This is a genomic window from Mycobacterium sp. (genome assembly GCF_049281135.1).
Lineage (GTDB): Bacteria > Actinomycetota > Actinomycetes > Mycobacteriales > Mycobacteriaceae > Mycobacterium.
On sequence record NZ_JBAPRN010000589.1, the window covers coordinates 1 to 12,025 of the forward strand.

Annotated in this window: 15 protein-coding genes; 8 read left to right on the forward strand and 7 right to left on the reverse strand. The window is 66.1% G+C overall.

Going from position 1 to position 12,025, the window contains the following annotated elements:
• From WAN02_RS23015 to WAN02_RS23040, 6 genes are all read right to left on the reverse strand, one after another.
• Window positions 1-596: phosphate ABC transporter ATP-binding protein (locus WAN02_RS23015; RefSeq protein WP_422266713.1), on the reverse strand; the 596-nt coding region annotated here is incomplete at its 3' end.
• On the reverse strand, window positions 589-1,521 hold the full coding sequence (gene pstA, locus WAN02_RS23020) for a phosphate ABC transporter permease PstA (RefSeq protein WP_422266715.1): 933 nt from the start codon (window positions 1,519-1,521) through the stop codon (window positions 589-591). The genes pstA and WAN02_RS23015, both read right to left, overlap by 8 nt.
• Window positions 1,518-2,540, reverse strand: coding sequence for a phosphate ABC transporter permease subunit PstC (pstC, locus tag WAN02_RS23025; RefSeq protein ID WP_422266717.1), 1,023 nt, complete (start codon window positions 2,538-2,540; stop codon window positions 1,518-1,520). Before pstC ends, pstA begins: the two co-directional genes overlap by 4 nt.
• A 47-nt stretch (window positions 2,541-2,587) precedes the next feature.
• Complete coding sequence (gene pstS, locus WAN02_RS23030; protein ID WP_422266733.1) at window positions 2,588-3,697, reverse strand: phosphate ABC transporter substrate-binding protein PstS; 1,110 nt, start codon at window positions 3,695-3,697, stop codon at window positions 2,588-2,590.
• A 125-nt stretch (window positions 3,698-3,822) separates the two neighbouring features.
• The gene (gene mshD, locus WAN02_RS23035; protein WP_422266719.1) at window positions 3,823-4,731 is read right to left on the reverse strand and encodes a mycothiol synthase; all 909 of its coding nucleotides are present in this window, start codon (window positions 4,729-4,731) and stop codon (window positions 3,823-3,825) included.
• Window positions 4,728-5,492 (reverse strand): winged helix-turn-helix transcriptional regulator, encoded by a 765-nt coding sequence (locus WAN02_RS23040; RefSeq protein WP_422266721.1) that lies wholly within the window; start codon window positions 5,490-5,492, stop codon window positions 4,728-4,730. The genes mshD and WAN02_RS23040 overlap by 4 nt, the downstream gene beginning before the upstream one ends.
• 168 nt (window positions 5,493-5,660) lie before the next feature.
• On the opposite strand from WAN02_RS23040, the gene lmeA reads away from it, so the two are divergent.
• The 7 genes from lmeA (at window position 5,661) to WAN02_RS23075 (ending at window position 9,599) form a co-directional block, all read left to right on the forward strand.
• On the forward strand, window positions 5,661-6,473 hold the full coding sequence (lmeA, locus tag WAN02_RS23045; protein ID WP_422266723.1) for a mannan chain length control protein LmeA: 813 nt from the start codon (window positions 5,661-5,663) through the stop codon (window positions 6,471-6,473).
• A 106-nt stretch (window positions 6,474-6,579) separates the two neighbouring features.
• Window positions 6,580-6,936, forward strand: a complete 357-nt coding sequence (locus tag WAN02_RS23050; protein WP_422266735.1) for a thioredoxin family protein — start codon at window positions 6,580-6,582, stop codon at window positions 6,934-6,936.
• The gene (locus tag WAN02_RS23055) at window positions 6,936-7,052 is read left to right on the forward strand and encodes an Ms5788A family Cys-rich leader peptide (protein WP_422266737.1); all 117 of its coding nucleotides are present in this window, start codon (window positions 6,936-6,938) and stop codon (window positions 7,050-7,052) included. Before WAN02_RS23050 ends, WAN02_RS23055 begins: the two co-directional genes overlap by 1 nt.
• Window positions 7,053-7,142: 90 nt before the next feature.
• A complete protein-coding gene (locus WAN02_RS23060) occupies window positions 7,143-7,604 on the forward strand; it encodes a DUF4395 domain-containing protein (RefSeq protein WP_422266725.1) in 462 nt (153 codons plus the stop codon).
• A gap of 20 nt (window positions 7,605-7,624) precedes the next feature.
• A complete protein-coding gene (locus tag WAN02_RS23065) occupies window positions 7,625-8,458 on the forward strand; it encodes a sulfurtransferase (RefSeq protein ID WP_422266727.1) in 834 nt (277 codons plus the stop codon).
• A 2-nt stretch (window positions 8,459-8,460) separates the two neighbouring features.
• Entirely contained in the window at window positions 8,461-8,763 is a 303-nt protein-coding gene (locus tag WAN02_RS23070) for a DUF1416 domain-containing protein (protein WP_422266729.1), read from the forward strand.
• A 170-nt stretch (window positions 8,764-8,933) separates the two neighbouring features.
• Window positions 8,934-9,599 carry an FABP family protein gene (locus tag WAN02_RS23075; RefSeq protein ID WP_422266739.1) on the forward strand — a complete coding sequence of 222 codons (666 nt, stop codon included), beginning with the start codon at window positions 8,934-8,936 and terminating at the stop codon, window positions 9,597-9,599.
• Window positions 9,600-9,874: 275 nt separating this feature from the next.
• Here the strand turns inward: WAN02_RS23075 and WAN02_RS23080 are convergent, their stop codons facing one another.
• Entirely contained in the window at window positions 9,875-10,744 is an 870-nt protein-coding gene (locus WAN02_RS23080; RefSeq protein ID WP_422266741.1) for an aminodeoxychorismate lyase, read from the reverse strand.
• Window positions 10,745-10,912: 168 nt separating this feature from the next.
• Here WAN02_RS23080 and WAN02_RS23085 point away from each other — a divergent pair, with 168 nt between their 5' ends.
• Complete coding sequence (locus WAN02_RS23085) at window positions 10,913-12,007, forward strand: YgfZ/GcvT domain-containing protein (RefSeq protein ID WP_422266731.1); 1,095 nt, start codon at window positions 10,913-10,915, stop codon at window positions 12,005-12,007.
• Window positions 12,008-12,025: the final 18 nt, after the last annotated feature.

A 12,025-nucleotide genomic window follows, 5' to 3' on the forward strand; every position in this document is an offset into this window, starting at 1 on the left:
GTGTAAGCCTGTTTCAACTCCGCGATCAGATCCTCGATCGCCATCGTCGAGATCGGGTCCAGGGACGAACACGGCTCGTCCATCAGCAGCACATCGGGTTGCACGGCGATGGCCCGCGCGATGCACAGGCGCTGCTGTTGACCGCCGGACAACCCGCCGCCCGGCCGGTCCAACCGGTCCTTGACCTCGTCCCACAGGTTGGCGCCCCGCAGCGCGTATTCGGCGGTGTCGTCGAGCAGCTTTCGGTTGCGCACGCCCTGCAGTTTCAGACCGGCCACCACATTGTCGCGAATTGACATGGTGGGGAACGGGTTTGGACGCTGGAACACCATACCGATCGCACGCCGTACACCGACCGGGTCGATGCCCGAGCCGTAGATGTCGTCGTCGTCGAGCAGCACACTGCCTTGCATCCGGGCACCGGGCGTGACTTCGTGCATCCGGTTCAGGGTGCGCAGCACGGTCGTTTTGCCGCAGCCCGACGGCCCGATGAATGCCGTCACGCTGCGCGGGAGAACCGTCAGCGACACGTCGGCGACCGCCTGGAACGCGCCGTAAAAGATGTTGACGTCCTTGAGATCCAACCGCTTAGCCACTGGAGCTCCTGCCTATCCCTTCCGGCTCAAAGAATTTCGAGACGACCCTGGCCACCAGGTTAATGACGGCGATCAGCAGGATCAGCGTCAGGGCAGCGCCCCACAGCCGACTGCTAGGAATCGGCGCGGTACCCGCGCCCGCCGAGGTCTGGTCATACATCATGCCCGGCAGCGAGCCCATGAAGCCGCCGAGCATGTCGAAGTTCATCGCCTGCGAATAGCCGACCAGGATCAACAGCGGCGCCGTCTCACCCATCACCCTGGCCAACGCCAACAGGATGCCGGTGATGATGCCGGACATCCCGGCCGGCAGCACGATCTTCGTGATCGTCCGCCAGGTCGGTACGCCCAGCGCATAGCTGGCCTCGCGCAGCTCCACCGGGACGATCAGCAGCATCTCCTCGGTCGTCCGCACGATCACCGGAATCATCAGCAGCACCAGGGCGAGCGATACCGCGAAACCGGATCGTGGGAAACCGAGTGTGGCGATGCAGAGTGCGTAGACGAACAAGGCGGCGACGATCGAGGGCACCCCGGTCAGGATGTCCACCATGAACGTGGTCAGCTTGCCCAAGGTGCTGGCGCCGCCATACTCGACCAGGTAGACGGCGACGAAAACACCGATGGGTATGGAGATGGCAGCGCACACCAGGCCTTGCAAGACAGTACCGACAATGGCGTGGTAGGCACCGCCGCCAGCCATGAACGCCGTCATATCAGCTTGGGAATGCGTCCACCACTCACTGGATCTGACCGCACCCAATCCTTTGGCCACTACCGAGTACAGCACCCAGATCAGCGGCACCATCGCCACCCCGAGCGACAATGTAACCAGCAGTGTCGCAACAACATTGGCGAGCCGGCGACGCACACTCACGCCGGTGAACGTCCGCGCCTTGAGTGGACGGTCCAGGATCGAGGTCATCGGGTGCCCTTGCCCGCAACAGTCGCACGCGCCATCGCATTCACCAGAAGCGTGAGCACGAAGAGCACCAGGCCGGCGGCGATGTAGGCGCCGGCCTTGTATTGATTGTTGAACTCGTATGCGGTGGCCGCGATCTTGGTTGCGAAGGTGTAGCCGCCGTCGAACAGCGACCAGCCGAACGCCGCCTGGGTGCCGCGCAGGATGATCAGCAGCGCGATCGTCTCACCGAGCGCGCGGCCCAGGCCCAGCATCGCGCCGCTGATGTAGCCCGAACGCCCGAACGGCAACACCGCGGTCCTGACCACCTCCCAATGGGTCGCGCCGAGCGCCAGCGCCGCCTCGATGTGGCCTTGCGGCGTCTTCATGAAGACCTCGCGGGTGACCGCGGTGATGATCGGCAGGATCATCACCGCCAGCACGATCCCAGCGGTGAAGATGGTGCCGCCGCCGGACACCGAGGCGTTGCCGGTGGCGAACAGGAACACCCCGCCCAGATGCGCATTCAGCCAGGTCGCGATCGGTCGCAGCTGCGGCGCCAGCACGTACAAACCCCAGACGCCGTAGATGATCGACGGGACCGCAGCAAGCAGGTCGACCACATAGGCCAGTGGTCCCTTGACGCGGCGCGGCGAGTACTGGGAGAGGAAGATCGCGATCCCCAGGGCCACCGGCATCGCCAGGACCAGGGCGAACAGCGCCACCAAGACCGTCACCTGGAGCAGGTCGAAAACGCCGAAACGCATCGCCGCGGTGTTGGTGGTGTCCCAGTTGCCGCCGTAGGTGAAGAAGTTCTCCTGGTCGCGGGCCAGCGCCGGGACCGCGCGCATCAGCAGGAACAGTCCGATCGACGCGATCAGAACGACGATCAGGACGCCCGACCCTTCGGACAGACCCCGGAACATTCGGTCGCCACGACTCGGTTTGGCGCTGCCCCACAGCAGCGGGGCCGGACCCGGCCAACGCAGCGGCGCGGCGACGACCCTACCCGAACCGGTATCGGCTGGATTCGGCGTCGTCACGGTGTTCCCATCAGTGAAAAGCTTCGGCCATAGGTTAATCCGTCCAGTCACCGGATCGCGTTGATCGCGGCTATCAAGCGCTTCTTGAACTTATCCGGCAGCGGAACATAACCTGCGGCCGACAGACCGTCTTGGGCGTTGTCCGCGGCCACCATCAACATGGACCTGACCGCGGCGCTGGTGGCCGGGTCGTAACCCTTGGAACAGACGATTTCGTAGGTGGCCATCACCAGCGGGTAAGCACCGGCGGCTCTGGTGCGGTGAATCGACTTCAAATTCAGTTCCAGGTCATTTCCATTACCTGCGAAGGTGGCACCGTCGATGGCCTTGCGGGCCGCGTCGTCGGTCAGCGCGACCGAACCGCTGCCGTCATTGATCTGGGCGTACGGCACTCCGCTTTGATCAGCGAAGCCTTTCTCGACGTAGCCGATCGAGCCCGACGCAGACTGGACGGCCTGGATCACACCGGCGGACTTCTGCGCGCCCTCACCTACGCCGCCTTGGAACTCGCTGCCGGTCCCCCGGGTCCAGCTGGCCGGAACGGCTGCGGCCAGGTATCTCTGAAAGTTGTCGGTGGTACCCGAGGAGTCCGATCGGTAAACCGGCGAGATCCTGCTGTCGGGCAGCTTGGCGTCGGGATTGAGTTGGACGATGGCCGGATCGTTCCAGTCGGTGATCCAGCCGCTGAAGATCTTGGCCAGCACGTCGGCGTTGACGACCAGCTGCTTGACGCCATCGAGGTGGTAGGCAATCGCGACCGGCCCGAAAACCATCGGCAGGTGCCAGGCGGGATTGCCGTTGCAGCGCTCAGCCGCCGGCTTGAGCTGGTCGGGGCTCAGTGGTGAGTCCGAGCCGGCGAAATCGACGTGGCGCGCGATGAACTGCTCACGTCCGGCGCCCGAGCCGGTCGGGTTGTACGCCAACTGCTTTCCGGGGCACAGCTGAGCCCAGTCCAAGTTGAACAAGGCGATGGCGTTCTGCTGAGCCGTGGATCCCTCAGCGGTCAGCGCGGCCTTGCCGCCGCAATTCACCGGGCCCCTCGGCGCCTTGAGGCCGTGCAGGTTGTTGTCGCTACCGCAGCCGGTCGATGTCATGCCGACGATCACCGCCGTCGACGCCGCGGCTGCCAGCGCTCTGCGCACCGCGTCGAGCTTCACTGATCTCGCTTTCGCCACTGATTTTCCCCGCGACCGACCCCCCGGCCGGGATGTCGGGCTTCGGTGGAAACTATGCCTCAGGTGTAGACGAAGCCCGCCAGAGGCGTAAACGCGGGGTGAACACGTCAGACGGTGTCGCCGCCGCGCGCGTACGCGGTGTCGACGCTGTACTGACTGAACCCCAGGCGCCGATAAGTCCGCAGCGCCGCTGGGTTGTCCGACTCGACGTAGAGCATCACGGTGGGTTGCTCCGCGCCGGCCAGACGTCGCGCCAGATGCGCGATCCCCACCGCAGTCAGCCGGCCGCCCAGTCCGCTGCCCTGCGCCGAGGGATCGACGCCGACGATGTAGACCTCGCCGAGGCCGGCTTTGTCGGGGTGCACTTTCGTCCAGTGGAAGCCCAGCAGGGTCTTCGCTTGCTCGTCGAAGGCCAGGAACAACCCGTCGGGGTCGAACCAGGGTTCGGCCCGCCGCTCGGCGAGGTCGGCGGCGGTCCAGCCGCCCTGTTCTGGATGCGTCGCGAATGCGGCATTGTTGACCCGCAACAGTTCGGCGTCATCGGCGCTGCCGGCGTAGGTGCGGATGCGCACGCCGTCGGGCGGTGCGGGCTCGTCGACGTCGCGCAACGAGCGGCGCATCTGCACGAGTTCCCGAACCGGTACCAGACCCAGCGCCGACGCGGTCGCCTGCGCCGGTTCACGTGTCCCATGTGCCCAAAAACGGTTGACTCCATGGGTTCTGGATAAGGCGGCGCGGATCATCGCAGCGCCGATACCGTGCCGGCGGGCTTGCGGATGCACCACCAATTCCGCCATCGCGGGCCCATCGTCGTTTCCTGTGGCCAGATTCAGATAGCCGAGCACTTTCTCCCCGTCAGCGCTCAGCAGATGTTCGGTGCGGTGAGTCGCCAACTCCCGCAGAACTTGTTCACCGACGGGCGCCACCAGATCGAATTCAGTTGCCGCAGCGATGAGTTCGCGTATCTGTTGCTGCTCATCGGTATCTAACGTAGCCCGCCACTGAGGCGCCGTCACTGGCTGTGCAGCGGATCGGCCAGCGGCTCTTGGTAATTGTCCGAGTCGGACTCATGGTCGTCGTCGGCCGGCTCGCTGCTCGGTGGCCGGCCGCGGGTGGGGCGGACTGCTTTGTAGCCCACGTTGCGCACCGTGCCGATCAGCGATTCGTACTCCGGTCCGAGTTTGGCGCGCAGCCGTCGAACGTGCACATCGACCGTGCGGGTACCACCGAAGAAGTCGTATCCCCATACTTCGTGGAGCAGCTGGGCGCGGGTGAACACCCGACCGGCGTGCTGCGCCAAGTACTTCAGCAGCTCGAACTCTTTATAGGTCAGGTCGAGCGGGCGCCCTCGCAGTCGGGCGGTATAGGTGCCCTCGTCGATCACGAGTTCGCCGAGGCTGATCTTGCCGACGCCCTCCTGGTCCTGCAGGTTGCCTCGCCGGCCGATGAGCAGTCGCAGCCGTGCATCGATCTCAGCAGGCCCGGTGCCGGGAAGCAGAATCTCGTCCAAGCCCCAGTCGGCGTTAACTGCCACCAGACCGCCCTCGTTGACCACGACCACCACCGGGATCGAGCGGCCCGTCGAGCCAAGCAAGCGGCACAGCCCGCGCGCCGCCGGCAGGTCCAGCCGCGCGTCGACGACCAAAATGTCGGCGCTGCCCGCCTCCAGCAACGAAGAAACATCGGGCGGAGCCGTGCGCAGCGTGTGGGCGAGCAGCGACAAGGACGGCAGAACAACGTCCGGATTCGGCTCCGCGGTTAGCAGCAGCAGGTCCAAGAATGCCCCTCCAGCATCGTGGGAAAGGCGTCTCCCAAAATTCATCGCGGGACACGAAGTTTAACGGCCAGGTCATTAAACGATAGCGTGCCGCCTGATCCCTCGCGCGGTGACGAGGCAGACCAGCGTGGTGACGATGCACACCGAAACGGGCGGGTGGGCCACAATATGCGGATGCGTAAAGCGCTGGTCGGTGCCGCGGCGGTGTCGTTGACCGTTGTGGTCGTGCTCCTCATAGCAGCCGGCGCCGACTTCGGGACCAGCATTTACGCCGAGTATCGGCTCTCCCGCACCGTGCGCGAAACGGCCCACTTGGACTTCGACCCGTTCGTCGCGATCATTGCCTTCCCGCTCATCCCCCAGGCGATGCGCCACCGCTACGAGGATGTGGAGATCAAGGCCACCGCGGTCGAGCGTCCAGTGATCGGCAAAGCCACGCTCGAGGCCACCATGCACTCGGTCGGCTTGGCCGACGCGTCGTGGCTGATCAGACCGAATGCCAAGCTGCCGATCGGCGAACTGGAGAGCCGCATCATCATCGACTCGCGGCACCTCGGCCACTACCTGGGGATCCGCGATCTGCTGGTCGAGGCGCCCGCCAAGGACACCAACGACGCCTCCGGCGGTACTACCAAATCCGGCATCTCCGGGAACCACGGTCTGGTGTTCAGCGGGACGCCGCTCGCGGCCCACTTCGACAAGCGGGTCAGCGTCGCCGTCGACCTGTCGATGGCCGACGAGGACAACACCACGCTGGTGTTCACCCCCACCGACGTGCTCACCGGTCCAAACACCGCCAACCAACCGGTGCCCGACGACAAACGCGATGCGGTGCTGGCGGCGTTCGCGGGCAAGCTGCCCGACCAGAAACTGCCGTTCGGTGTCGCGCCGACGACCCAGGGGGCGCGGGGTTCGGACGTGATCATCGAGGGCATCACGACGGGATTAACGATCACCCTCGACGGGTTCAATCGGGCATGAGTTCAACTATGTGGTCGTCCCCGCCCGGAAATGGGTTGCGCCGGTGACTGCCGCGGTTATCGCGGTTGTGGCCGCGCTCGCGTTGGCCGGCGTGATCGGGTGGCTGATGAACCGTCGGGCCGGTGACGTCCGGGCGACCGCCTCGAACACGGCTGACGGCATCGACACCAGCGACCTGGGCCTGTCCGCCGAGGGACCGACCGTCGTGCATTTCAGCGCCTCATGGTGCGGGCCGTGCACCCAGGTGCGGCGCGTTGTCAACCAGGTCTGCGACGACCTCAGCGACGTCGCCCACGTGGAGATCGACATGGATGCCAATCCGAGCGCGGCGCGGCGTCTTTCGGTGCTGTCGCTGCCGACCACGTTCATCTTCGACGCCGACGGGCAGCAGCGTTACCGAACCGCCGGTGTGCCCAAACCCGATGACCTGCGATCGGCGCTGGTACCGCTGTTGGGCCGATGATGTCGCCATTGGGTAAGCTGCATGACGTGTCCGCCCGCGCCGAGCTCATGCTCACCAGTCGCCGCGCAGTTGATCTGTGCCGCGTCGCGGGCTGCTGCTGTTGTTGTAGCTGCTGAGTAGCCGCGCCCTCTCGTCGCGCTCGGAGCAGCCAGAACCCCCCGTGGCGCGCCGCCACAAAAGTCGTGAGCAATTCCAGGAGCAGCATCATGTCGAACACCAAGAGCCCCGATCAGGTCGATGTGCGGGGACCGCGCTTTGCGGCCTGGATCACCACCGCCGTACTCGTGATCACCCTGCTCGTCTCCGGTGTCAGCCCGCTGGCCGCCGCGATCATCCTGGGCGTGCAGAGCGTCGTCTTCGCCATCGGCGCGGTGGCCGGCCCACGACGCCATCCGTACGGCCTGGTATTCGCCAAACTCGTCGCGCCGCGACTGAGTCCGGTTCGCGAGCGTGAACCCGTTCCCCCGCTGAAGTTCGCCCAGCTAGTCGGGCTGATCTTCGCCGCCCCTGCGGCAATCGGATTCGCGACTGGCGCTTCCCTATTCGCCGTTGCACTGACCGCGGCGGCGCTGGTAGCCGCGTTCCTCAACGCGGCCTTCGGCATCTGCCTGGGCTGCCAGCTCTACCCGCTCGTGGCGCGCCTGAAGCCGGCCCACAGCACCTCATAGCGATCGAAAGGATCACCCATATGGCACGCTCCGACGTCCTGGTCTCCGCCGACTGGGCCCAGAGCAATCTCGATGCCGATCACGTTGTCTTCGTCGAGGTCGACGAAGACACCAGCGCCTACGACGATGGCCACATCGCCGGAGCGGTCAAGCTGGACTGGCGTACCGATCTGCAAGACCCCGTGCGGCGCGACTTCGTCGACGCACAGCAATTCTCCAAGCTGCTCAGCGAGCGCGGTATCGCCAACGGCGACACCGTGGTTCTGTACGGCGGCAACAACAATTGGTTCGCCGCGTACGCGTACTGGTACTTCAAGCTGTACGGCCACGAGGACGTCAAGCTGCTCGACGGCGGCCGCAAGAAGTGGCAACTCGACGGGCGGGCGTTTTCGACCGAAACGGTGGACCGGCCGGCCACCAGCTACACCGCGAAGCCTGCGGACAGCTCGATCCGCGCCTTCCGCGACGAGGTGCTGGCAGCGATCCACGAGAAGAACCTCGTCGATGTGCGCTCTCCCGACGAGTTCTCCGGCAAGATCCTGGCGCCGGCACATCTGCCGCAGGAGCAGAGCCAGCGGCCCGGCCACATCCCGACCGCGATCAACGTGCCGTGGAGCAAGACCGCCAACGACGACGGCACCTTCAAGTCCGACGACGAGTTGGCCAAGATCTACGCCGACGCGGGATTAGACGGGTCGAAGGAAACGATTGCCTACTGTCGAATCGGGGAACGTTCGTCGCACACCTGGTTCGTCTTGCAGGAATTGCTGGGACATCAGAACGTCAAGAACTACGACGGCAGTTGGACCGAATACGGCTCCCTGGTGGGAGCCCCGATCGAGTTGGGAAGCTGATTATGTGCTCTGCGCCAAAGCAAGGACAGACTCTGCCGGCCAGCGTCGACCTGGAGAAGGAAACAGTCATCACCGGCCGCGTGGTGGATAGCTCCGGTCAGGCCGTGGCGGGTTCGTTCGTGCGGCTGCTGGACTCCTCGGGCGAGTTCACCGCCGAGGTCGTCGCGTCGGCCACCGGGGACTTCCGGTTCTTCGCTGCGCCCGGGTCGTGGACGCTGCGTGCGCTGTCTGCAGCGGGTAATGGCGATGCGATCGTGGAGCCGAAGGGCGCGGGCATCCACGAGGTGGACATCAAAATCTCCTGACCCGTTCGCAGCACTAGACTTGTCGTTGTGGTTCTGTTCTTCGAGATCATGCTCGTCGCGGCCGTTGTGGTCATCTCCTGGTTCGCGCTGTACACGCTGTATCGGCTAATCACTGACGAATCGTGACCGCCGACGACGACGCAGAGCGCAGCGACACCGAGGAGCGGCGCATCACCGATGCCGGCGACGACGATTCGGTGCGTTCGCCAGCTTCCGGTGACCGTGCGGTGGCCGCAGCGCTCGAACGCGCCAAGCTGACCGCGACCCGCAACATTCCGGTCTTCGACGACCTGCCCGGTCCAGCCGATACCGCGAACCTGCGCGAGGGCGCCAATCTGAACGACGCGCTGCTGGCATTGCTGCCGCTGGTCGGAGTGTGGCGCGGTGAAGGCGAAGGACGTGGCGCCGACGGCGACTACCGGTTCGGGCAGCAGATCGTGGTCTCTCATGACGGCGGCGACTACCTGAACTGGGAGTCCCGCTCCTGGCGGCTCACCGATACCGGCGACTACCAAGCACCCGACTTACGCGAAAGCGGTTACTGGCGCTTCGTCAACGAACCCGACGATCCGTCCGAGTCGCAGGCCATCGAGTTGCTGCTGGCGCACTCCGCCGGTTATGTCGAGCTGTACTACGGGCGTCCGCTCAACCAGTCGTCGTGGGAATTGGCCACCGACGCTTTAGCGCGCAGCCGGTCGGGCGTGCTGGTCGGCGGGGCCAAGCGGCTGTACGGCATCGTCGATGGCGGCGATCTGGCCTACGTCGAGGAACGGGTGGACGCCGACGGCGGGCTGGTGCCGCACCTGTCGGCGCGGCTGTCACGGTTCGTCGGGTGACGAGCCAACCCATATCGGTTGCCGCCAACCGTGTTTGGCATTACGGCTGACCCAGAAAGTGGGCAGCCCCCGAGCCGTAGTTCCAGGTTGGACAAACCGGAGGCTCGGGGGCCGGGTGACTGCGGGGAATTCGCCAGCGCGCGCAGGTGATTCCTCGCCTGGTGCAGCTAGCGGGCAGCCACCTCACATGTCCAATAAGCTATCAATTTCTCGGACCACCTCCTTCCCTGTGTACGGCCGACCGTACCCGTTCGACGTCACGCCGACAACCGATTTCACCGGTCGCTGACGATGGCGGCGTCGACCAGCTCAGCGAATTCCGCCACCATTGGCGCTCGTGGCAACGTCCGGCCGTCGAGCGTGTGCACCCGCGCAGCCAGCGTCATGCTCGACACCAGCCAAATTCCCTGTGCGGTAAATAGATCCGCGACACGCAGGGCGCGGTAGTCGCAGTCGTACCCTTTGGCGCGGGCAACCGCGAAGAGTGCCTGCTGTGTGGTCCCGCGCAGGATCGGATACCACGGTGGCGGCGTCAACAGGCACACGTTGCCGGCGGCTCCCTCACCGCCGGTGGCGATCACCACGGTCGAGCGTGGGCCCTCCAGGACGTAGCCGTCCGAGCTGACGAAGATGACATCGCCGGCGCCGTGGCGGTCGGCGTGCCGCAGAGCGGCCATGTTGATCGCATACGACAGCGTCTTGGCGCCGGCCAGCAGCCACGGCATCGCGTCGACACCCGCGGACGGCAGCTCGCGAGGCAAGGTCACCGCGGCCAGTCCGTCGCGTCGGGTGGCGGCGATCCGCTCAGCGACCGGATTCACCGTGACGAAGGCGGTTGGCGCCGAACCACGCTCCCGGCCGCGGCTGTAGACCAGCCGCATCGCGCCTTCGCCGTCCGTGTCGCTCACCCATTGCAGCGTCGCCACCTCGATCGCATGCCGCCAGGCGGCCAGGTCCGGCTCGGGCAGGTCGAGCAGTCTCGCCGAGTGTCCCATCCGGTTCAGATGCGCATCGACCAGGCACGCGCGGCCGTCGCGGACCAGCAGTGTTTCGAAGACGCCGTCGCCTCGCACCGCGGCGAGGTCGTCGGCAAACAGCAATGGTGTGGTGGGCGGGTGGCCCTCGCCGTCGAGCGTCACAATCACGCCCGGGTGGCCAGTCATGGGACAGAAGCCTAGTGGCGATCGCAAGAGCGGCGAAGCCGGTCGCAGCGGGTCGCCACCGAACGACCCAGCGCGATCGCAAGAGCGGCGAAGCCGGTCGCAGCGGGTCGCCACCGAAAGACCGAGGCCGTGGACCCGTAGAGTTGGTGTGTGTCCGCAGTTCCCGCCCCCGAGACCGGCCCCGACGCCGGCGCCATCTGGCACTACGGCGACCCGCTGGGCGAGCAGCGCGCCGCCGAAACCGGTGCCGTCCTGGTAGATCGGTCACACCGCGGTGTGCTGACCCTGACCGGCGACGACCGGCAAACCTGGCTACACAGCATCTCGACCCAGTTCATCAGCGAACTTCCGGACGGCGCGAGCACGCAGAACCTCAGCCTCGACGGGCAGGGGCGAGTCGAAGACCACTGGATCCAGACCGAACTCGGCGGCGTCACCTATCTGGACACCGAGCCGTGGCGCCGCGAGCCGTTGCTGGACTACCTGCGCAAAATGGTGTTCTGGTCGAAGGTCACACCCGAGCCGGCCAACTTGGCAGTGCTCTCACTGCTGGGACCGCAGCTGAGCGATCGAGCGCTGCTCGACGCGCTCGGGGTTGATGCGCTGCCCGCCGCGATGACAGCCGTGCCACTGACCGGCGGCGGCTTCGTCCGCCGGATGTCTGAGGCGCGCCCGGGCCAGATCGAGTTGGACGTGCTCGTCGGCCGTGGCGAGTCCGCCGAGCTACAGCGGCGGTTGACCGACGCCGGAGCGCGACCGGCTGGGGTCTGGGCCTACGAGGCCCACCGGGTGGCGGCGGTGCGCCCACGGCTCGGCGTCGACACCGACGAGCGGACCATCCCGCACGAGGTGGGCTGGGTCGGCGGTCCGGGGCTAGGCGCCGTTCACCTGGACAAGGGTTGCTATCGCGGTCAGGAAACCGTTGCCCGGGTCCATAACCTGGGCAAACCGCCCCGCATGCTGGCGTTGTTGCACCTCGACGGGTCGGTGGACCGGCCGGCCACCGGTGACGCGGTGCTGGCTGGCGGACGCGCGGTCGGCCGGCTCGGAACCGTGGTCGACCATGTCGATCTGGGCCCGGTGGCCCTGGCGTTGCTGAAGCGTGGGATACCCGCCGATACCGCCCTGAGCACCGGCGGCGGAGGCGAAGTGGCGGCGATGATCGACCCCGCATCGCTACCGGCCCTCGACGGGCCCGGCGCCGGGCGGGTAGCCGTCGAACGGTTGCGGGGAACGGCCCGATGACAGTCCAGACAGGGTGCG